At 70.4% G+C, this 18,763-nt stretch carries 19 protein-coding genes; 12 read left to right on the top strand and 7 right to left on the bottom strand.

Annotation, left to right across the window (positions count from 1 at the left end; all coding sequences use genetic code 11):
• Positions 1 to 4 precede the first annotated feature (4 nt).
• From BLU79_RS10745 to BLU79_RS10725, 4 genes are all read right to left on the bottom strand, one after another.
• Complete coding sequence (locus BLU79_RS10745) at positions 5 to 550, bottom strand: DUF7848 domain-containing protein (RefSeq protein ID WP_256333241.1); 546 nt, start codon at positions 548 to 550, stop codon at positions 5 to 7.
• Between the two features lie 61 nt (positions 551 to 611).
• Positions 612 to 2,012, bottom strand: coding sequence for a purine-cytosine permease family protein (locus BLU79_RS10735; protein ID WP_093905407.1), 1,401 nt, complete (start codon positions 2,010 to 2,012; stop codon positions 612 to 614).
• 228 nt (positions 2,013 to 2,240) lie between these two features.
• Complete coding sequence (locus BLU79_RS10730) at positions 2,241 to 2,858, bottom strand: hypothetical protein (RefSeq protein WP_093905406.1); 618 nt, start codon at positions 2,856 to 2,858, stop codon at positions 2,241 to 2,243.
• A 162-nt stretch (positions 2,859 to 3,020) separates the two neighbouring features.
• On the bottom strand, positions 3,021 to 3,347 hold the full coding sequence (locus BLU79_RS10725) for a PLD nuclease N-terminal domain-containing protein (RefSeq protein WP_093905405.1): 327 nt from the start codon (positions 3,345 to 3,347) through the stop codon (positions 3,021 to 3,023).
• An 88-nt stretch (positions 3,348 to 3,435) separates the two neighbouring features.
• Here BLU79_RS10725 and BLU79_RS10720 point away from each other — a divergent pair, with 88 nt between their 5' ends.
• Both BLU79_RS10720 and mqnP read left to right on the top strand, forming a co-directional pair.
• Complete coding sequence (locus tag BLU79_RS10720) at positions 3,436 to 4,893, top strand: menaquinone biosynthesis decarboxylase (RefSeq protein WP_093905404.1); 1,458 nt, start codon at positions 3,436 to 3,438, stop codon at positions 4,891 to 4,893.
• Complete coding sequence (gene mqnP / locus BLU79_RS10715) at positions 4,890 to 5,792, top strand: menaquinone biosynthesis prenyltransferase MqnP (protein WP_093905403.1); 903 nt, start codon at positions 4,890 to 4,892, stop codon at positions 5,790 to 5,792. The genes BLU79_RS10720 and mqnP overlap by 4 nt, the downstream gene beginning before the upstream one ends.
• 44 nt (positions 5,793 to 5,836) lie before the next feature.
• On the opposite strand, the gene BLU79_RS10710 is transcribed toward mqnP, so the two are convergent.
• Positions 5,837 to 6,472, bottom strand: coding sequence for a rhomboid family intramembrane serine protease (locus tag BLU79_RS10710; protein ID WP_093905402.1), 636 nt, complete (start codon positions 6,470 to 6,472; stop codon positions 5,837 to 5,839).
• Positions 6,473 to 6,561: 89 nt separating this feature from the next.
• On the opposite strand from BLU79_RS10710, the gene BLU79_RS10705 reads away from it, so the two are divergent.
• The 8 genes from BLU79_RS10705 to BLU79_RS10670 all read left to right on the top strand — a co-directional run bounded on the left by BLU79_RS10705 (position 6,562) and on the right by BLU79_RS10670 (position 13,753).
• Entirely contained in the window at positions 6,562 to 7,236 is a 675-nt protein-coding gene (locus BLU79_RS10705) for a UbiX family flavin prenyltransferase (protein WP_093905401.1), read from the top strand.
• Between the two features lie 68 nt (positions 7,237 to 7,304).
• Positions 7,305 to 7,760, top strand: a complete 456-nt coding sequence (locus BLU79_RS10700) for an Lrp/AsnC family transcriptional regulator (protein WP_093905400.1) — start codon at positions 7,305 to 7,307, stop codon at positions 7,758 to 7,760.
• Between the two features lie 38 nt (positions 7,761 to 7,798).
• Positions 7,799 to 8,962: an aminofutalosine synthase MqnE gene (mqnE, locus tag BLU79_RS10695; protein WP_093905399.1), complete on the top strand. Its 1,164-nt coding sequence runs from the start codon at positions 7,799 to 7,801 to the stop codon at positions 8,960 to 8,962.
• A gap of 57 nt (positions 8,963 to 9,019) precedes the next feature.
• Entirely contained in the window at positions 9,020 to 9,544 is a 525-nt protein-coding gene (locus tag BLU79_RS10690) for a GNAT family N-acetyltransferase (RefSeq protein WP_093905398.1), read from the top strand.
• Between the two features lie 87 nt (positions 9,545 to 9,631).
• Positions 9,632 to 9,946, top strand: coding sequence for a DUF4229 domain-containing protein (locus tag BLU79_RS10685; RefSeq protein WP_093905397.1), 315 nt, complete (start codon positions 9,632 to 9,634; stop codon positions 9,944 to 9,946).
• 105 nt (positions 9,947 to 10,051) lie between these two features.
• Positions 10,052 to 11,692: an SPFH domain-containing protein gene (locus tag BLU79_RS10680; RefSeq protein ID WP_093905396.1), complete on the top strand. Its 1,641-nt coding sequence runs from the start codon at positions 10,052 to 10,054 to the stop codon at positions 11,690 to 11,692.
• On the top strand, positions 11,689 to 13,032 hold the full coding sequence (locus BLU79_RS10675) for an SPFH domain-containing protein (RefSeq protein WP_093905395.1): 1,344 nt from the start codon (positions 11,689 to 11,691) through the stop codon (positions 13,030 to 13,032). The genes BLU79_RS10680 and BLU79_RS10675 overlap by 4 nt, the downstream gene beginning before the upstream one ends.
• A gap of 58 nt (positions 13,033 to 13,090) precedes the next feature.
• On the top strand, positions 13,091 to 13,753 hold the full coding sequence (locus tag BLU79_RS10670; RefSeq protein WP_093905394.1) for a TetR/AcrR family transcriptional regulator: 663 nt from the start codon (positions 13,091 to 13,093) through the stop codon (positions 13,751 to 13,753).
• On the opposite strand, the gene BLU79_RS10665 is transcribed toward BLU79_RS10670, so the two are convergent.
• Together BLU79_RS10665 and BLU79_RS10660 are read right to left on the bottom strand one after the other, a co-directional pair.
• Positions 13,735 to 14,613: a MaoC/PaaZ C-terminal domain-containing protein gene (locus tag BLU79_RS10665; protein ID WP_093905393.1), complete on the bottom strand. Its 879-nt coding sequence runs from the start codon at positions 14,611 to 14,613 to the stop codon at positions 13,735 to 13,737. The genes BLU79_RS10670 and BLU79_RS10665 overlap by 19 nt on opposite strands.
• A complete protein-coding gene (locus tag BLU79_RS10660) occupies positions 14,613 to 15,920 on the bottom strand; it encodes a 3-oxoacyl-ACP reductase (protein WP_093905392.1) in 1,308 nt (435 codons plus the stop codon). The genes BLU79_RS10665 and BLU79_RS10660 overlap by 1 nt, the downstream gene beginning before the upstream one ends.
• A gap of 213 nt (positions 15,921 to 16,133) precedes the next feature.
• On the opposite strand from BLU79_RS10660, the gene BLU79_RS10655 reads away from it, so the two are divergent.
• Positions 16,134 to 16,535, top strand: coding sequence for a hypothetical protein (locus BLU79_RS10655; protein WP_093905391.1), 402 nt, complete (start codon positions 16,134 to 16,136; stop codon positions 16,533 to 16,535).
• A 289-nt stretch (positions 16,536 to 16,824) separates the two neighbouring features.
• Positions 16,825 to 18,753, top strand: a complete 1,929-nt coding sequence (locus BLU79_RS10650; RefSeq protein ID WP_093905390.1) for an AMP-dependent synthetase/ligase — start codon at positions 16,825 to 16,827, stop codon at positions 18,751 to 18,753.
• Positions 18,754 to 18,763: the final 10 nt, after the last annotated feature.

The following is an 18,763-nucleotide window of genomic DNA, read 5'->3' as shown; positions in this document are numbered from 1 at the left end:
ACCTTCAGACCGGCTGTCTCTCCAGCACCGCGTAGTCCAGGAAGCTACGGCGGTACCGGGTGTGCCGCGTCTCCTGCGTGTGCCTGCGCCGCCACCCCTCGACCTCGGTCGGATGGCCGCACGGCCCGGACGCGGCGCCGCAGTCGGCCTCGTCGCCCGACACGCACGAGGCTTCGTACTCCGGCAGCACCGACGCGTCCTGCACGATCGAGTACGGCACGAAACGGAAGATCCGGCGGCCGTCGGAGGTGTCCTGATGCTCCCTGCGCTGGTGCCGGCGCAGTAACACGTTCGCGTCCGTCGCCGCGCTCCCGTCGAACTCGGCCCGCGCCTGGGCCCGGCGCACCGCCAGCGATTCGCACTCCGCACAGCCCACGACCGGCACGGGAGGGCGGCCGAATTCCTCCAGGTCGGGTGCCGTCATCGCCCCGCCGCGTGCGCGTGCGTTGGTTGCCCGCACCTCCGCCGACAGCCGTTCCTCCTGCGTCGCCGGCCGGATCCGTGCCGGGTCGGCCTCCCACTCCCGGCCCCCGCCGACCGGGCGCAGCATCGTTCCCTGGGTAAATCTCTCGAGGCCGGTCCCTCGCCGGACGCGATGTACCATCCACCGCTCATCTTTGGCGAGTTGTGACCGTGCGTGCGCGCAGCACCGCGTACGCCCCCGCGCTCACCGCGAACCCCACCAGGCAGGTCACGTCCCCGAACGCCGGCCACCGCTCCGGCACCCACCCCACGTACTTCTCCTGGTTGGAGAAGAGCGGGACCGACACCACGATGCCCGCCAACAACGCCGCCGGACCCGGCCAGTTCGCGTACGACCGGTCCGTGAGGCGGGCCGACAGCTCGTCGTGCGGTGTACGGGACCGGAGCAGGCGTTCGGTCAGGACCACGCCCAGCCACGGTCCCACCCAGTAGGCGATCACCAGCAGGAACGCCTCGTACGCGTGCCCCGCGTCCGCCAGTGACCCCCACGCCGCCGCCGTACCGGCGATCCCGCACAGCACGACGATCGCGCTGCGGCCGAGCCACGCGGGCAGCTTCAGGCCCAGCGACGTGATCGACATGGCGGAGGAGTAGACGTTCAGGGCGTTCGCCGAGACCGCGCCCAGGATGATCGCGATCAGCACCAAGTCGCCGAGCCAGCCCGGGAGATGGCCCGTGAAGGCCGCCGTGGGCGTGGCACCCTCGGGGGCCACGATCGTCGCCGAGGCCGCGCCGATCACCGAGACCACGGCGACCGACACGAACAGGCCGACGGCCGGGTACAGCGCGGTACGGAACCGGTCGGCCGTACGCGGAAGGTAGCGCGAGTAGTCCGACGCCCCCGGGTTCCAGCCCGCCGCGTACCCCCACGCCGCGCTGAACGCCAGCAGGAAGCCGCCGATGCCGCCGCCCGTGCCGCCGCCGGACAGGTCGGCCTCCCCGAAGGTCCAGGCGCCGGCCAGCAGGAAGATCACCGCGAGTGCCGGGAACGCGTACTTCTCGAAGGCGTGCACGAAGTTGTGGCCGATGAAGCCGATCACGATCTGGGCGACGACCACCAGGAGGAGGGAGGGGAGCGGGCGTAGGCCTGTGAGGGTGTTCAGCGCGAAGGCCGCGCTCACGCTGTTCACGGCGAACCAGCCGACCCCGGCGACCAGCGCGTTCACACCCGACGGCAGCAGGTTGCCCCGGTGGCCGAAGGCGAAGCGGCCGATCGCCATCTGCGGGACACCGAACCGCGGGCCGTCCAGCGACAGGATCCCGTGCGTCAGCGCCCCGAGCGCCGTGCCCAGCAGTAGTGCCGCCGTCGCCTGCCAGAAGCTCAGGCCGAAGAAGAGGACCGAGATGACGCCGATGTAGACGGTCGCGAACTCGATGTTCGGGGAGGCCCATGTCCACAGCAACTGAAGCGGACCGCCGTGCCGTTCGGCGTCGGGGATGGGTTCCGAACCCGCCGTCTCGACGGCGATGACCTTGTCGCCGTACTCGGGGGCGATCGTGCCGGCCGACCCGGCGGGAGCAGTCGTCATGCAAGCCAATGGTCCAGCTCGGGCGGGGCCCGGCCCAGGGGCGCATTGTCCGCATCGGAGGGCTCATCGGCGTACAAGCTGTACACGGAGACCTGCGGAGAAAGGGTGGCGGCCGTCCGTCACCGCCCCTGCCCGCCGACCCGCAGCAACAGCTTTCCGGCGCTGGCCCGCGCTCCCATCAACCGGTGCGCCTCCGCCGCCTCCCTGCCCTCAAAGGGCACCACTCACTCACGACGAAGCCTCAGCCTCGGTGTCCCCGGCCGAGGCTTCATCGCGTTCGCGCGGGCTCGGAAGCCGCCCCGGCTCCACCCCCTCGGCCTGGTCTTCATCCGCGCTCGGTGAGGAGACCCGACGAGTTGCTTCCTTGAGTTTCCACTCCACCCACAGCTCTGCCAGAGGACCGAGGGGCGAGTACACCACGCGAAAGATCGGCACCACAGCGACGACGACCGCGCCAGCAGCCACAATCGCGACCAGGGCCTTGGCGTTCGCAACGTCTTTCGGCTCCTTGGGGTCCGCCAACCAAAGCAGGCAGAAGAGGATCGCCATGGCCTGCGCGACCATGATCACACCCCACAGGAGGCCAAGCGCCAAGAACGAGAGCGACTTCACGGCCCCCACGCCATACTTCGGCAACCATGCGACCTTGAATGCCTGCAATGCCGCCTGGCGTTCTGACGGCGTCATGGCCGCCATTTCCACGCCCTTGCTCATGAGGTTGTCGAACGCTGTGCGTGTCCAGCCCTGAACTGCCCTGCTATAGGCGGCTGCCTCCAACGTGCCGGCGATGAGAATCGCCGACGACACAGAGGCAACGGTCGTCGCAAAAGCTTCTGTCATCTGCACCCGGACAGACTGCCCAGGCGCTACAGGTCATGCGGCTCACGTTGCCGAACAGTGACTTCCGCAGGAGGTGCCGTGGCCGGCCGCGACGAACTCACCAGCTACGAGTACCGCAAGCCACGCGCTTACGCGGCGCTGTTGATGTCGCTCAGGTGACGTGCCGGGTCAGGGCTCGTCGTGTTTGCCCCGGTCGTCCTTGTTGTTGTCATCGTCATCGTCCAGCGACTTCAAGAACTCGGGGTTGTCGTCGGGCGCGACCCACTGCTGCCGCTTCCGCTGGTCCCGTACGCCCGACCAGCCCTCGGCGGCCGGGCTGCGCTTCTTGCCCGCGATCAGCCAGGAGATCGAGCCGACCAGCGGGAACACCAGCACGAGGATCGCCCACAGCGGCTTGGGCATATGGCGGATGTCGTCCTCCTTCGTGCTGATGCAGTCGATGAACGCGTACACGCTCAGCGCGAGTGGCACGAGGAACATCAGCACCCGGAGCATGGGTCCTCTCCAGCGAAACGGTCGTCGGGACCGGGGGCGCGGCCCCCGGGTTCAGGGCCAGGGTAGCCGCTCGGGGATACTTGACCCCATGGCTTACGACGATCTTCGTTCCCTGCTCAGGGCACTGGAACGCGAAGGCGACCTCAAGCGCGTCAAGGCTGAGGTCGATCCGTATCTGGAGGTCGGGGAGATCGTCGACCGCGTACAGAAGTCCGGCGGTCCCGCGCTGCTCTTCGAGAACGTGAAGGGGTCGTCGATGCCCCTCGCGATGAACGTCTTCGGCACGGACCGCCGGCTGCTGAAAGCCCTGGGGCTCAAGTCCTACGGGGACATCTCCGACAAGATCGGCGGGCTGCTCAAGCCCGAGCTGCCGCACGGGTTCGTCGGGGTCCGTGAGGCCTTCGGGAAGCTCGGCTCCATGACGCACGTGCCGCCGAAGAAGGTGAAGTCGGACAACGCGCCGGTGCAGGAGGTCGTGCTGCACGGCGACGAGGTCGACCTGGAGCGGCTGCCGGCACTGTTCACCTGGCCCAAGGACGGCGGCTCCTTCTTCAACCTGGGGCTCACGCACACCAAGGACCCGGAGTCCGGCGTACGGAACCTGGGCCTGTACCGCCTCCAGCGCCACGACAAGCGCACCATCGGCATGCACTGGCAGATCCACAAGGACAGCCGGAACCACTACCAGGTGGCGGCCCGGCGGGGCGAGCGGCTGCCGGTCGCGATCGCCTTCGGGTGCCCGCCCGCGGTGACGTACGCCTCCACCGCACCGCTTCCCGGTGACATCGACGAGTACCTGTTCGCCGGGTTCGTCGCGGGCAAGCGGATCGAGATGGTGGACTGCAAGACGGTGCCGTTGCAGGTGCCGGCGCAGGCGGAGGTCGTGCTGGAGGGGTGGCTGGAGCCCGGCGAGATGCTGCCGGAGGGGCCGTTCGGCGACCACACCGGTTTCTACACCCCGCAGGAACCCTTCCCCGCCCTGAAGATCGACTGCGTGACGATGCGCCGCCGGCCCCTGCTCCAGTCGATCGTCGTGGGCAGGCCTCCGACGGAGGACGGCCCCCTGGGCCGCGCGACGGAACGCTTCTTCCTCCCCCTGCTCAAGATCATCGTCCCGGACATCGTGGACTACCACCTGCCGGAGGCCGGCGGCTTCCACAACTGCGCGATCGTCTCGATCGACAAGAAGTACCCCAAGCACGCGCAGAAGACCATGCACGCGATCTGGGGCGCGCACATGATGTCCCTGACGAAGCTGATCGTGGTCGTCGACTCCGACTGCGACGTCCACGACCTGCACGAGGTCGCCTGGCGGGCCCTCGGCAACACCGACTACGCCCGTGACCTCACGGTCGTCGAAGGCCCCGTCGACCACCTGGACCACGCGTCCTACCAGCAGTTCTGGGGCGGCAAGGCGGGGATCGACGCGACGAAGAAGTGGCCCGAGGAGGGCTACACCCGCGACGGCGGCTGGCCGGACATGGTGGAGTCCGATCCCGAGACGGCGGCGAAGGTCGACCGCCGCTGGAAGGAGTACGGACTGTGAGCAGCGCCTCCGCCGCGATTCCGCAGCCAGGACGCACGAAGGCGTTTCTCCGCCTGGTGATGATCGAGCACTCGGTGTTCGCTCTGCCCTTCGCATACATCGCCGCGCTCACCGCGATGTTCCAGATGGACGGGAACATCCACTGGGGCAGGCTGCTCCTGGTGACGATCTGCATGGTCGGCCTGCGTACCTTCGCGATGGCGGTCAACCGGATCATCGACCGAGAGATCGACGCGCGGAACCCGCGGACCGCCCAGCGCGAGCTGGTGACGGGCGCCATGTCGGTCCGGCACGCCTGGACCGGCGCCCTCGTCGCCCTGGTGATCTTCCTGGGCGCGGCGGCCCTGCTGAACCCCCTGTGCCTGGCTCTCGCCCCCATCGCGGTGATCCCGATGGTGGTCTACCCCTACGGCAAACGCTTCACGAACTTCCCCCAGGCCATCCTGGGCCTGGCCCAGGCCATGGGCCCGGTCGGCGGCTGGCTGGCGATCACCGGCACCTGGTCCTGGGACGCGGTGATCCTCGGCCTCGCCGTCGGCATCTGGATCGGCGGCTTCGACCTGATCTACGCCTGCCAGGACGTCGAGACCGACCGCGAGATCGGCGTCATGTCGGTCCCGGCCCGCTTCGGCATCCCGGCGGCGATCTGGGGAGCCCGGGCCTGCCACACGGCGACGACGGCCCTCTTCGTCTGGTACGCCCTCGCCACGGACGCGGGCGCCTTCTTCTGGCTGGGCCTGCTGATCGTGGCCGGAGCGTTCCTCTACGAACACTCGATCGTCCGCCCGCACGACCTGTCCCGCGTGAACAGGGCGTTCTTCAGCGTCAACGGGTTCATCGGGATCGCCCTGTTCGTGTGTGCGCTGCTGGACCTGCTGGTGCGCGGGCTCACCGTCTAGCGCGTTCGCCGGTCGGCGGGCTCACAGGCCGAGGGCTGACCCGGCTAGGCGAGAAGTTCGGCACGCCTGTCGGGCTTGCGGCGCCGCACCAAGAACGCCGCCGCAACCCCCGCCACCAGCCCCACCAGATGCCCCTGCCAGCTCACGCCGGACTGGGTCGGGGCGAGGCCCGCCAGGATGGAGCCGCCCCAGATCGCGGCCACGAGGAGGCCGGCCAGGATGCCGAGTGGGCGGCGTTCCACGAAGCCGGTGACCAGGAGGAAGCCGAAGAGGCCGAAGATCAGGCCGGAGGCGCCCGCGGTGTTGGTGCCGGACGGGGATATCAGCCACACGCCCAGGCCGTCGGCCACGATGACGAGGGCGCAGACCGCGGCGAACCGGCGTATGCCGCCGAGCGCGGCCAGGAAGCCCAGGACCAGCAGCGGCACGCTGTTCGCGGCGACGTGGGCGAAGCCGAAGTGGACGAAGGCGGCCGGGACGACGTCCACCAGCTCGGACGGGGTGCGCGGGACGATGCCGAAGCCGTCCAGCGCGTGGCCGCTGATCACGTCGGCCACTTCCAGCAGCCACAGCAGCGCCACCCAGCCCAGCATCAGCTTGGCCGCGGTCCTCGCACGGTCACCCCGCGACCACGCGCGCTCCGCACTCCACGCACCCGATGTCCCCGACGCACCCGACATGGCAACCCCCGACCGACTTCATCCCCCTTGGGAACGCCCGGACCCCCTTGGTCGGTTCCCACCCCGTCAGGCCGGATAGGCTCGGAGTCGTGAACCCAGTCAAGCCAGGAGAGACGCCGCGTACGCCTTGGATCGTAGGGGTGTCCGGCGCTTCCGGCACCCCATACGCCGCCGCGGTGCTGCGCGCGCTCCTCGCCGCCGGGGAGAGCGTCGACCTGGTCGTCAGCCGGGCCTCGCGGCTCACGCTGCTCGACGAGACGGGCCTGAGCTTCCGGGACGCGCACTGGCAGGACGACCTGCGGGAATGGCTGTCCCGCGGGGCCGACGGCAAGCCCGGGACCTTCGAGGTCGACCTCGCCGGCGTACGGCACTGGAGCGCGGGCGACCTCGCGGCCGGGCCGTCCTCCGGGTCGTACCGCACCAAGGGCATGCTGATCGTGCCCGCCTCGACGGCCTGCGTCGCGGGAGTCGCGCTCGGCCTCTCCAAGGATCTGCTGCAGCGGGCGGCGAGCGTCACCCTCAAGGAGCGCCGCACCCTGGTCGTGTCCGTGCGGGAGACCCCGCTGAACGGCCAGACCCTCCGGCATCTCGTCGCGCTGGACGACCTCGGCGCGAGCGTCGTGCCGGCCTCACCGGGCTTCTACGCGGGCGCGACCCACATCCAGGACCTGGTCGACTTCGTCGCCGGACGTGTGCTGGACGCGGCGGGCGTCGAGCACGACCTGTACCGGCGGTGGAACGGCGAGCTGGGCAACGGCACATAGAGCAAGTCGCGCACGCGGCAGTACCTCTCATCACTTCTGGAACTCTTCAGCGGAAGGCTTCGAATCGCATGGACGCGGTGGACAGGCAGCTCATCCAGGCCCTGAGGGAGAACGGCCGGGCCTCCTACGCGGAGCTGGGACGCCTCGTCGGCCTGTCGGGACCCAGCGTCACCGACCGCATCAACCGGCTGGAGGCGGCCGGTGTCATCACCGGCTACCGCGCCACCGTCGACGCCGCCTCGCTCGGCCTCGGCGTCACCGCGCTGATCGGCATCTCGCTCTCCGACGCCACCGACCACGAGGACGTCGCGGACCGCCTGCGGGACCTCGGCGAGATCGAGGACTGCTGGTTCATCGCCGGCGACGACTCGTACATGCTCAAGGTGCGGGCGGCCGACGTGGACGGGCTGGAGAAGATCATCCGGCGGCTCAGCGGGACCACGGGCGTCTCCCGGACCCGTACGACGATCGTGCTGTCCACGAAGTGGGAGAACCGGGTCGGAGAGCTGCCCGAAGAGGCATAGACGTACGGTTGGTCAGGTCGTCGGAGAAAGGTGTGGGCATGGACGTCGGGCTCAAGCGCGAGCTGGAGGAGAAGGTCGGGGCCGGTGAACGGCTGACCCGTGAGGACGGCATCGCGCTCTACGAGTCGGACGACCTGGCGTGGCTCGGCGGCCTCGCGCACGAGGTGCGCACGCGTAAGAACGGCGACGTCGTCCACTTCAACGTCAACCGTCACCTCAACATGACCAACGTGTGCACGGCCTCCTGCGCCTACTGCTCCTTCCAGCGCAAGCCGGGCGAGAAGGACGCGTACACGATGCGCATCGAGGAGGCGGTGAAGCTCGCCAAGTCGATGGAGAGCGAGAACCTCACCGAGCTCCACATCGTCAACGGGCTGCACCCGAACCTGCCGTGGCGCTACTACCCGCGCTCGCTGCGGGAGCTGAAGGCCGCCCTCCCGAACGTCTCGCTGAAGGCCTTCACGGCGACGGAGATCCACCACTTCGAGACCATCTCCGGGCTCTCCGCCTCCGAGATCCTCGACGAGCTCATCGACGCCGGTCTGGAGTCCCTGACCGGCGGTGGCGCCGAGATCTTCGACTGGGAGGTCCGTCAGCACATCGTGGACCACCGCACCCACTGGGAGGACTGGTCCCGCATCCACCGGCTGGCGCACGAAAAGGGCCTCAAGACCCCGTGCACCATGCTGTACGGCCACATCGAGGAGCCCCGCCACCGCGTCGACCACGTCCTGCGTCTGCGTGAACTCCAGGACGAGACGAACGGCTTCCAGGTCTTCATCCCGCTGCGCTACCAGCACGACTTCGTGGACATGAAGGACGGGAAGGTACGGAACCGGCTGCAGGCGCGCACCCAGATGGCGACGGGCGCGGAGGCCCTCAAGACCTTCGCCGTCTCCCGTCTCCTCTTCGACAACGTCCCGCACGTCAAGGTCTTCTGGGTCATGCACGGCGTCCAGACCGCCCAACTGGCCCTCCAGCACGGCGCCGACGACATGGACGGCTCGGTCGTCGAGTACAAGATCACCCACGACGCGGACAACTTCGGCACGCCGAACAAGCTGACGCGTGAGGACCTGCTGGACCTCATCACGGACGCGGGCTTCCGCCCCGTGGAGCGCAATACGCGGTACGAGATCATCCGGGAGTACGACGGTCCGGACCCGGCGCGCCGGGAGTCCCCGCAGCCCATGCGCGTGTGAGCGGACCCACTTCGGGACGCGGGGCCGTATCGATGCCGTAATAGCTAATATGGCGCCGTGTCCCTTACCTTCACTCTCGATCCCGCCGTCACCCCCACCCTCCGCGACGGCATCCTCGACCTGTGGACCGACGTCTCCAACGCGGGCGGAGCCGTCGGGTTCGTGCCGCCGGTGAACCGTGACGCGGTTCGGCCGTCGCTCGTGAAGCACCTCGCGGCGATGGCGGACGGGCAGAGTCGGCTGCTCGTCGGGCACGACGGGGCCGGTGAGGTGGCCGCGACGGCGTTCTTCACCTTCAACACACACCACCTGATGACCCATTGGGTGTGGCTGTACACGGTGATGGTGCACCCCCGCCACCAGGGCAAGGGCTATGGCCGCGACCTGCTGACGGCGGCCGAGCGGGGCGCCCGCACCTTCGACGGCGTCGAGGCGGTACGCCTCACCTGCCGCGGCGGCCTCGGCCTGGAGCGCTTCTACGGCTCCTGCGGCTACAAGGAGGTCGGCCGGATCCCGGCCGCCATCAGGGTCGCGCCGGGCGACGACCGGGACGACGTGATCATGCTGCTGCCGCTCGGCTGAACCGCGTATCGACCCCCCTGCGAGATCGGCGGGTCGGCGTGCTTCACTGGACGGTGGCCCTGTTTGGAACCGGAAGAGTGGATTGAGATGCTCCGCTACACACTGATGCGCCTCGGGATCTTCGTGGGCTGCCTCGTGGTCGTCTGGGGCCTCGTCTACTCCGGCCTCGCCCCGCGCGGCCTCGGCGACTCCAACGGCATGTGGGTCATCCTGCTGTCCCTGGTGATCTCGGCCCCGATCAGCTTCGTGGTCCTCCGCAAGGAGCGCGACCGCGCCTCCGTGCAGATTGTCCAGAAGGTCGACCGCGCGAAGGCCAACCTGGAGGCCAACCGCAGCCAGGAGGACGACGTGGTCGACGAGGCGGCTCGGGCGCAGAGCAAGGCGCAGGGCCAGGCTTCCTAGCCGCGTCGGCCCGGCGCTACCGCTGGGTAGCCGTTCCGGGCCACCCCCTTACTCTTGGCCGATCCCATGGTGTGGGATGGCTGGAAACAACTTAAGGGGGAAACCGTGGCACGAGCGCGCGCGCAACAAGGCGCACGACGTGTTGCCGAGGCCGTGGCCTCCGGCACCGATCCGCGGACGGCCGCGCAGGAGGAACTGCGGCGGCAGACCGGCGGACGGGGAGCATCGGGAGCCGGTGGCGAGGAGTACGACGCACAGGGCTGGGGCATCGACCCGGCCGACTTCCTTGCCGCCCGGGAACAGGGCGGCTCCACCGCCACCGTGATGCGGCAGAAGACCGTGCCACTGGACGAGGCCGGTGAGGCGCTCGGCCGCAGCGAGCAGGTGCGCGAGGACGGCGAAGTGGCGCACGCCATCTGCCCGATGGTGATTCCCAAGGGCCGCTCGTGGGTCTCCATGCTGCCGGTGCTGACGCTGCTCGTGCTGGGCGCGGTGGGAGCGTCGCTCGTGGGCGCGGCGGGCGGCGACGTCCTCACCAACCCGCTGTTCGGCGTGCACTACTGGCTCATCGCCGTACTCGCCGTCGGCTTCGTGTGGTGGCGGCAGGGCATGGTCATGGTGCCGGACGGCTGCCAGGCGATGATCACCCGGTTCGGCAAGCTGGAGAAGGTCGTCGGACCGGGCCGCGTCGTGCTGCTGAGCCCGTGGAAGCGGGTGTCGTACATCGTCAACACCACGATCGAGTACCCGTTCAACGCGCCGGTGCGCGAGGCGCCGACCAGGGGCGGCGTGAAGGCGTCGATCGACCTGTTCATCCAGTTCCGGATCAGCGACCCCACCGAGTTCGTCTACACGCTGGGCGCGGTGCGCGGCTTCGAGGAGAAGCTGAGCAACGCCGTGAGCGAGACCATCCGCAGTCTCATCTACGAGCAGGAAGCCGCCGGCATCTACGACATGGTCGGCGAGGACACCGGCCGCCTGCTGGAGCAGCTCAACCAGCAGTTCCGCCCGGCCGTCGAGCTGACCAACGCCAACATCACCCACGCCGAACCCTCCGACCAGCGCTACCGCATGGACCTGGCGGCGCCCGAGATGGTGCGGGTGGCCAAGGAGGCGTACACCCACGAGTACGCGCTCCAGCTCCGCAAGGAGCAGGACGAGGGTGACCTCACCCGCGAACTCGCCTCCAGCCAGGAGACGCTCTCCGCGATCCAGGCCGACATCGCCCAGTACCAGGCGCAGATGGACACGGCCGTCGAGCGCGAGACCAACCGCGCTGAGGCCCTCGCCCGCCAGCGCTACGTCCAGGCCGAGTCGGAGGCGAAGGCCAACGCGGCCCTGCTGGAGGCCCAGGCCCTGGACATCCGCGCGGTCACGGCCGCCGAGGCGCCGGAGATCCTGGAGTACCGCTACCAGCAGCAGGTGCTGGACACGCTGGAGCAGGTCGCCGACCACCTGCCGCGGCTCGTGCGCATCGGCGGCACGGCGAACGGCGCCGCCGGGATCGACTTCCTGGAGCTGGCCCGCGAACTGGTCGGCGAGCGCGGCACGGAGCTGTTCAGCGACGAGGACATGGCCGCCGTACGGTCGCGTCTGGGCGAGGTGGCCGAGCGGATCGCCGGCCGTGAGGCGGAGATCGGTGCGCTGCTGGCCGCCGAGCGGCCCACCGTGCCGCAGGTGCCCGAGGCCGCCGAGCCGACCGACCCGACCGACCCGTCCGAGCCCGCCGAGGAGGCCACCCCGTGAGCAGCGCCCGTACGAACCGCCGGTCGGTCATCTCCGAGAAGGTCGCCCCCTGGGCCGACATCGCGCGGCTGCTGCGCGGCGGCGAGGCCGACACCCTGATCCCGGTCATCATCCCCCGCCACCGGCGCCGCCTGTGGTGGATGCTGCCGCTGTGGCTCGGCGTCTACGCCCTGTTCATGGGCGTGATGCTGTCCCTGGGCGAGGCCGACTCGACCGCCGGGGAACTCGCCTACGGCACCCTCGCCGCCCTCTCCTTCGCCGGTGGCGGCGTCCTGCTGCTGATCGGCGCGCTGTGGTGGTGGCGCTCCTCGATCGTCGAGATCGAGCAGGGCACCAACGGTGTGCAGACCCGCTACGGCGCCGTCGTCCGCACCCTCGACGCCGGCCGGCACTACCTGTGGCACCCGTGGTCCCGGGTCGACTTCGTCGTCGACACGGCCACCGAGATCCCGTACTCGGCGCCGGTGATGGCCTGCCCCACGCAGGAGAACGTGCCGCTGCGCTCCATCGAGTTCTTCCTGAAGTTCCGCATCACCGACGCCGTGCTGTTCGTGCGCACCATCGGCGCGGGCAACTTCGACCTGGTGCTCTCCAGCGCCGTCCAGGACGCGATCCGGCAGCGGGCGCGGAAGATGCGCACCGAGCGGGCCTACGACCTGCGCGGCTCGGACGTGGCCGACATGCAGGACCTGCTCAACCGTCAGCTGTCCGGCTACGGCGTGCGCATCACCGGCTCCAACATCCCGGACGTGCAGCTGCCCGCGCAGTACCAGCAGCACCTGGCCACCCGGGAGCGGATCGCCAAGGAGCGCACCGCCTACGACCAGGAGTGGGGGCTCGTCCGCAAGCGCCGGATCGACCAGCTGGGCATGGACATCGAGCGCGCCAAGAAGGTGCGGGACGCCCGGATCGTCGAGGTCAAGGCAGCGCTGAACCGGGCCCGCGAAGAGGTCGCCCAGCTTCTTGAGCAGCAGGAGACCAACGCCCAGCGCGTGCGGTTCGAGATCGAGACGCGGGGCCGCAGCGGCCTGATCGCCGCCGAGAACGAGGCCCGCGCCCAGCGCGCCCTCGCCAAGGCCTACCGGGACAACCGCGCCGTCCTGCAGTACGAACTCGCCCGGCGCCGCCTGGAGGTGGGCGCGAAGCTGGCCGGAAGGGCCCCGCAGCCGGTGGTCGTCCGGACCGACGGCACGGGCGCCGACACGTCCGCCCTGTCCACCCTCCTCACCGCGCAGCTGCTGCCCCGGCTGACGGCCCTGCCGTCCGGTGACGGGCAGGTGTGGGCCGACCGGGTCGACCGGGTGTCGAGGCTGGCGGACGAGGTGATCGGCGAGGAGTAGGACAGCGGTTCACCGCGGGCCGGGTGGGATCGCCCTCCCGGCCCGTACGCTAATCGGCATGGGCGCTCTGAAGACCAAGCGGATGCCGCGTGCCGTCCGTGAGCAGCAGATGCTGGACGCCGCTGTGCGGACCTTCGGCCAGCGGGGATACATGGCCGCGTCGATGGACGAGATCGCCGAACTCGCGGGTGTGTCCAAGCCGTTGGTGTATCTGTACCTGAATTCGAAGGAAGACCTCTTCACCGCCTGCATCCGGCGCGAGGCGGCCGCGCTCACCGAGGCCATCCGCGCGGGCGTGCGCCGAGAGCTGCCCGCCGACCGGCAACTCTGGGAAGGGCTCGGGGCGTTCTTCACGCACACCGCGCAGAACCCGGACGGCTGGTCCGTCCTGCACCTCCAGGCACGCACCCATGGCGAACCGTTCGCCTCCGAGGTCGCCGCGATGCGCGCGGAGATCGTCGCGTTCGTGACGCAGCTGATCCTCGCGGCCGCCCGCGAGGCTCACCGCGACCCGGACCTCCCCGAGGGCGAGGTCGCCGGTCTCGCCGAGGCCCTGGTCGGCGCCGCCGAGTCGCTCGCCGCCTGGGCCAACGCCACACCGGGCGTGACGGCGAGACAGGCGGCGACCACCCTGATGAACTTCGCCTGGTCGGGCCTCGGCAACCTCATGGCCGGCCGGCCATGGACCCCTCCGGAGGCGGCTCACGAGGTGAGCGGGTAGACCTCCCCGGCCAGGTGCACGTGCTCGCCGCCGCCCCGCAGCTCGAACCGCCCGCCCTCGGCCGCGTACGTCACCGCCCCCGGCAACAGCACCGGCGCCCTGAACCGCGCGTCCACCCGCGCCCGCTCCGGCACCCCGTGCGCGGCGAGGCAGCGGGCCACCGTCCACATGCCGTGCGCGATGGCGCGCGGGAAGCCGAACAGCCGGGCGGTGAGGGGGTGCAGGTGGATGGGGTTGCGGTCACCCGAGGCGGCGCCGTAGCGGCGGCCGACGTCGCCGGCGAGACGCCATTCGGCGACCTCGGGCAGCGGCTTCGGTGACTCCGTCAGGTCCGTCAGGTCGGTCACGTCCGTCGCGGGCTCGGGAGGTTGCGGCGCGGTGCGATGCCGGGCCAGATAGGTACTCCGCGACTCCCATACGACGTTGTCGTTCGCGCCGCCGGCCCGCAACTCGGTGATGACGGCCGCCTCCGTACCGCGCCGGTGGGGCGCCAACCCGTCGACCCGTACGGAGAGTTCGTACTCCCCGGTGGCCGCGAGGTCCCGGTACCGGGTGATGGTGATCGAGGTGTGGACGAGACCGAGCAGCGGCAGCGGAAAGTCCCGGCCGCTCATCAGCCGCATCGCCAGCGGGAAGCCGAGCACATGCGGATACGTCACCGGCAGGGCGTCCTCCCCGGTGGGGAACCCGCACACCCTCTCGTACGCGGCCAGCCGGGCCAGGTCGACGCGCAGGTCCGGCAACACGAGTCGGTCGCGCGGGAACTCCGCGTCGGGGCTGGGCCGTTTGAAGGGTGACAGGAGGGCGCCCCGGGCGAGCAGGGGCGGAAGGGAAGGAGTACTGGTGAGGACGAGGGACATCAGGCCCCCAGCAGGCTCTGGCCGCATACGCGTACGACCTGGCCGTTGACGGACCCGGACCCGGGATCGGCCAGCCAGGCCGTCGTCTCTGCGACATCGACCGGCAGTCCGCCCTGCGCGAGGGAGTTCATCCGGCGCCCCGCCTCCCGGATGAAGAGGGGAACCGCTGCGGTCATCTTCGTCTCGATGAAGCCCGGCGCGACCGCGTTGACCGTCACCCCGTGCTCGGCGAGCGCGCGCGGCGCGAGGGAGCGGACCAGACCGACGATGCCGGCCTTGCTCGCTGCGTAGTTGGTCTGTCCGGCGTTCCCCGCCAGCCCCGCGATCGACGCCGTTGCCACGATCCGGCCGCCCCGCCGTATCGCCCCGCTCGTTAGGAGCGTGTCCGTCGTACGCAGCACGCTCGCGAGGTTGACGTCCAGCACCGAACTCCAGCGCTCGGCAGGCATGTTGACCAGTCGCCGGTCACGCGTGATCCCGGCGTTGTGGACGAGGACGTCAAGGCCGTCGGGCAGCGCCGCCGCGATGCGCTCGACCGCGTCCGGGGCGGTGATGTCGAGCACCAGGGCGCTGCCGCCGAGCCGCTCGGCCACACGCCGCGCGTCCTGTTCGGCCTGCGGCACATCGAGTACGACGACCCGGGCACCGTCCCTGGCCAGCGTCTCCGCGATGGCCTCACCGATGCCGCGGGCGGCGCCGGTGACCAGGGCGGTGCGGTGGGCGAGGGGGCGGTCGGGGGCGGTGCCTGCTGCCGGGCCGGCCTCGCCCGGACCCACCTCGATGACCTGGCCGCTGATGTACGCCGACTTGGGGGAGAGGAGGAAGCGGAGGGTCGACTCGGCGGCGCGGGCGTCCGTCAGCCGCACGAGGTTCACGGTCCTGCCCCGCCCGATCTCCTTGCCGAGCGAGCGCGTGAAGCCCTCCAACGCCTGCTGGGCGGCGGCCTGGTGGTGGTCGGCGGCATCGAGGGGAGCGCCGAGGACGACGATCCGGCCGCTCGCGGCGACCGACCGTACGACGGGGTGCAGGGCCGTGTGCACGTCGGCGAGGGTCTCGACGTCCCGGACTCCGGTGGCGTCCAGGACGACTGCGGCGGGCTTGTCGGAGGAGGCCGTCAGACCGAGGCCGGGATCGGCGGCGGCGAGGTCCAGGTCCGACTTGCCGGCCGTGAGCAGCAGCCGGTCGCCCTCCAGCGTGGGCCGCTGCGCCGACCAGCGTTTCAGCGGGGCGGGTTGTGGCAGCCCGAGGCGGCGGGTGAGGAAGCGGCCGGGCGCGGTGCCGGTGAAGCGCAGATAGCGGTCGGCCATGTCCAACTCCCCGTACGATCCGGTGCTGACTCGCGAGTAAGGTTACCCGAGGTAAGGCATGGTGAGGGTGAGGAGAGGGTGGAGATGAGCCACGCTGCCCCGAACCGGGGCGACGGCACCCTATAAGTCGGCAGGTGTTCCCGTGCGCCGCAGAACGGCACTGTCGTGGCATGCCGTCAGCGAGGCGGCGAACAACGGGGACAGGAGAAACCCATGCGCACGATGAAGATGCTTCTGGTCGGCGTCGGCTCGGCCGCTCTGCTCGCCACCGGGGGAGTGTTGCCGGCGACGGCGGCGTCCTCGAACGGCGCGGGCGCGCCTGCGGGCGGTGTGGAGGCCCAGGCGTGGGGCTGCACAAAGGGAGCCATCTGCTTCTACACGAAGAAGAACGGCACCGGCACGAAGCACGAGCGCTTCGCCAACACCAACAGGAACATCAACGGCATCAACTCGATCCGGAACAACGGCAAGACGGACGAGCCCTTGGACCACGTGAAGGTCAAGTGGAACTGGTCGGGCGACGACACGAGCCACTGGGGCTGCTTCTCCCCCGGTGAGAAGTGGAGCGGCGCGAGCGTCACCATCGACGCCGTCCGCTGGGTGAACAGCTGCTGAAGCCTGCGGCCCAGCCGTGCCGGGTGTGCGGGGGCCGCGCCGGCGCAAAGGTAAGAGGAGGGTGAGGGAAAGCTGAGGGCCCCTCACATAGCCCTCGACGTTGCACATACCCGGCCCCGGACCACCGCCGAACCCGCACACCCCCCACACGCGGGCCCCGTACGATCTCCTGCCTAACCAGCGGTAACACCTTTCCGCCGGCCTCCGCAGGTGAACGCCACGGTGCGCGAGGCACGTACGTCATGCAGCAAGCAGTTTCTTCGCTGCACGCCCGCCGCAGGAGCCGCCCGTGTCCACCCCGCTTCCCTCCTTCGCCCCCTCGGCCGCCTTCGAGGACGCTCCCGGACCGCAGCTGGTCCAGCCCGAGACGCGGCGCCTGGACGGGGCGGTGCGGGAGGCGTACGTACCGCCGTTCGCGCCCCCGGTGACCCATGGGTCGCTCGCGGACCTGCCCTTCGACAACGCGAGTGCCGCCCCGGGCGCGGTGGTCCTCAGCCGCAGGGCCGAGGACGGGCGGTGGACGGACGTGACGGCGGCTCAGTTCGCCGAGCAGGTACAGGCGGTGGCGAAGGGTCTGATCGCCGAGGGGTTCGTGCCGGGCGACCGGATCGCGGTCATGGCGCGCACCCGCTACGAGTGGACGCTCCTCGACTTCGCGGCCTGGGCCGCCGGTCTGGTGACGGTCCCCGTCTACCCCACCTCCTCCGTCTTCCAGACCCGCTGGATCCTCCAGGACTCCGGCGCGGTCGCCCTGGTCACGGAGACCGCCGCCCAGGCGGCCGCCCTCGGCCCCGAACTGGACCGGGTGCCCGACCTGCGCCACATGTGGGTGATGGAGAAGGGCCATGTGGAGCGGCTGGCCGAGCTGGGCGCCCAGCAGCCGGAAGGGGAGGTGGGCGTACGGCGGGGCATGCTCGCGCCGGACACGCTGGCGACGCTCATCTACACGTCGGGCACGACGGGCCGCCCCAAGGGCTGCGCGCTGACCCACGGCAACTTCTTCGCCGAGGTGGACAACGCCATCGAGCTGCTCTACCCGATCTTCAAGGCGAGGACGAGCGAAGAGGCGTCGGTGCTGCTCTTCCTCCCCATGTCGCACGTCTTCGGCCGCATGGTGGCGGTGGCCTGTATCCGGGCCCGGGTGCGCCTGGGCCATGCGCCGAGCCTGAAGGCGGAGCACCTCCTCCCCGACCTGGCGGCCTTCCGCCCCACCTGCCTGCTCACCATCCCCTACATGCTGGAGAAGGTCTTCAACTCCGCCCGCGCCAAGGCCGAGTCGGGCGGCCGGGTGTCGTCCTTCGACCGCGCGGCATCGGTGGCCGAGCGCTACGGCGAGGCGATGGAGGCCCGGCACGCGGGGACGGGCGGCGGCCCGAGCGCGGCCCTGAAGACGGCCCGCGCCTTCTACGACCCGCTCGTCTACCGCCGTATCCGCAACGCCATGGGCGGCCGCGTGAAGTACGCGATCTGCGGCGGCTCACCGCTCGGCCGCCGCCTCGCCGCGTTCTACACCGGCGCGGGCATCGAGATCTACGAGGGCTACGGCCTCACCGAGACGACGGGCGCGGCGACGGTGACCCCGCCCCTGAAGCCCCGCCTGGGAACGGTGGGTTGGCCCCTCCCCGGCACCCGGGTCCGTATCGCCTCGGACGGCGAGATCCTGATCTCCGGCGAGGAGGTGCTGCGCGGCTACTGGGACCCGGCGGCCGGCGGCGTGGTCCCCGCCGCGGCGGACGGCTGGCTGGCCACCGGCGACATCGGCGAACTCGACGACGAGGGCTACCTCACGATCACCGGCCGCAAGAAGGAAATGCTGATCACGGCGGGCGGCAAGAGCGTGGCCCCGGCGCCCCTGGAGAACTGGCTCCGCTCGCACCCGCTGATCTCGCAGTGCATGGTCGTCGGCGACCGCCGCCCGTACGTCTCGGCCCTGATCACCCTGGACATGGACGGCGTGACCCACTGGCGCCGAATGAACGGCAAGCACTCCGTCCCCGCCGAACTCCTCGTGATCGACGAGGAGTTGAGGGCGATCCTGCAGCGGGCGGTGGACGATGCGAACAAGCTGGTCTCCCGCCCGGAGTCGATCCGCCGCTTCGCGATCCTCCCGACGGACTTCACGGAGATGGACGGCCATCTGACTCCGTCGATGAAGCTGCGGCGGGAGGCGGTCATGCGGGACTTCGCGGCGGTGGTGGAGGGGTTGTACGAGGGGTAGCGGCGACGTG

Origin of the sequence: Streptomyces sp. cf386 (assembly GCF_900103585.1) — a bacterium.
Classification (GTDB): domain Bacteria; phylum Actinomycetota; class Actinomycetes; order Streptomycetales; family Streptomycetaceae; genus Streptomyces.
Note: the sequence above shows the minus strand (reverse complement) of the source record. Positions and strands in the feature narration are given on the sequence as shown.

Bases quoted from the DNA above. Each gene is read 5' to 3' on its own strand.
- BLU79_RS10745 (WP_256333241.1), bottom strand. From the start codon at position 550: ATGCTGCGCCCGGTCGGCGGGGGCCGGGAGTGGGAGGCCGACCCGGCA.
- BLU79_RS10735 (WP_093905407.1), bottom strand. From the start codon at position 2,012: ATGACGACTGCTCCCGCCGGGTCGGCCGGCACGATCGCCCCCGAGTAC.
- BLU79_RS10725 (WP_093905405.1), bottom strand. From the start codon at position 3,347: ATGCTCCGGGTGCTGATGTTCCTCGTGCCACTCGCGCTGAGCGTGTAC.
- BLU79_RS10720 (WP_093905404.1), top strand. From the start codon at position 3,436: ATGGCTTACGACGATCTTCGTTCCCTGCTCAGGGCACTGGAACGCGAA.
- BLU79_RS10710 (WP_093905402.1), bottom strand. From the start codon at position 6,472: ATGTCGGGTGCGTCGGGGACATCGGGTGCGTGGAGTGCGGAGCGCGCG.
- BLU79_RS10700 (WP_093905400.1), top strand. From the start codon at position 7,305: ATGGACGCGGTGGACAGGCAGCTCATCCAGGCCCTGAGGGAGAACGGC.
- mqnE (WP_093905399.1), top strand. From the start codon at position 7,799: ATGGACGTCGGGCTCAAGCGCGAGCTGGAGGAGAAGGTCGGGGCCGGT.
- BLU79_RS10685 (WP_093905397.1), top strand. From the start codon at position 9,632: ATGCTCCGCTACACACTGATGCGCCTCGGGATCTTCGTGGGCTGCCTC.
- BLU79_RS10670 (WP_093905394.1), top strand. From the start codon at position 13,091: ATGGGCGCTCTGAAGACCAAGCGGATGCCGCGTGCCGTCCGTGAGCAG.
- BLU79_RS10665 (WP_093905393.1), bottom strand. From the start codon at position 14,613: ATGTCCCTCGTCCTCACCAGTACTCCTTCCCTTCCGCCCCTGCTCGCC.
- BLU79_RS10660 (WP_093905392.1), bottom strand. From the start codon at position 15,920: ATGGCCGACCGCTATCTGCGCTTCACCGGCACCGCGCCCGGCCGCTTC.
- BLU79_RS10655 (WP_093905391.1), top strand. From the start codon at position 16,134: ATGCGCACGATGAAGATGCTTCTGGTCGGCGTCGGCTCGGCCGCTCTG.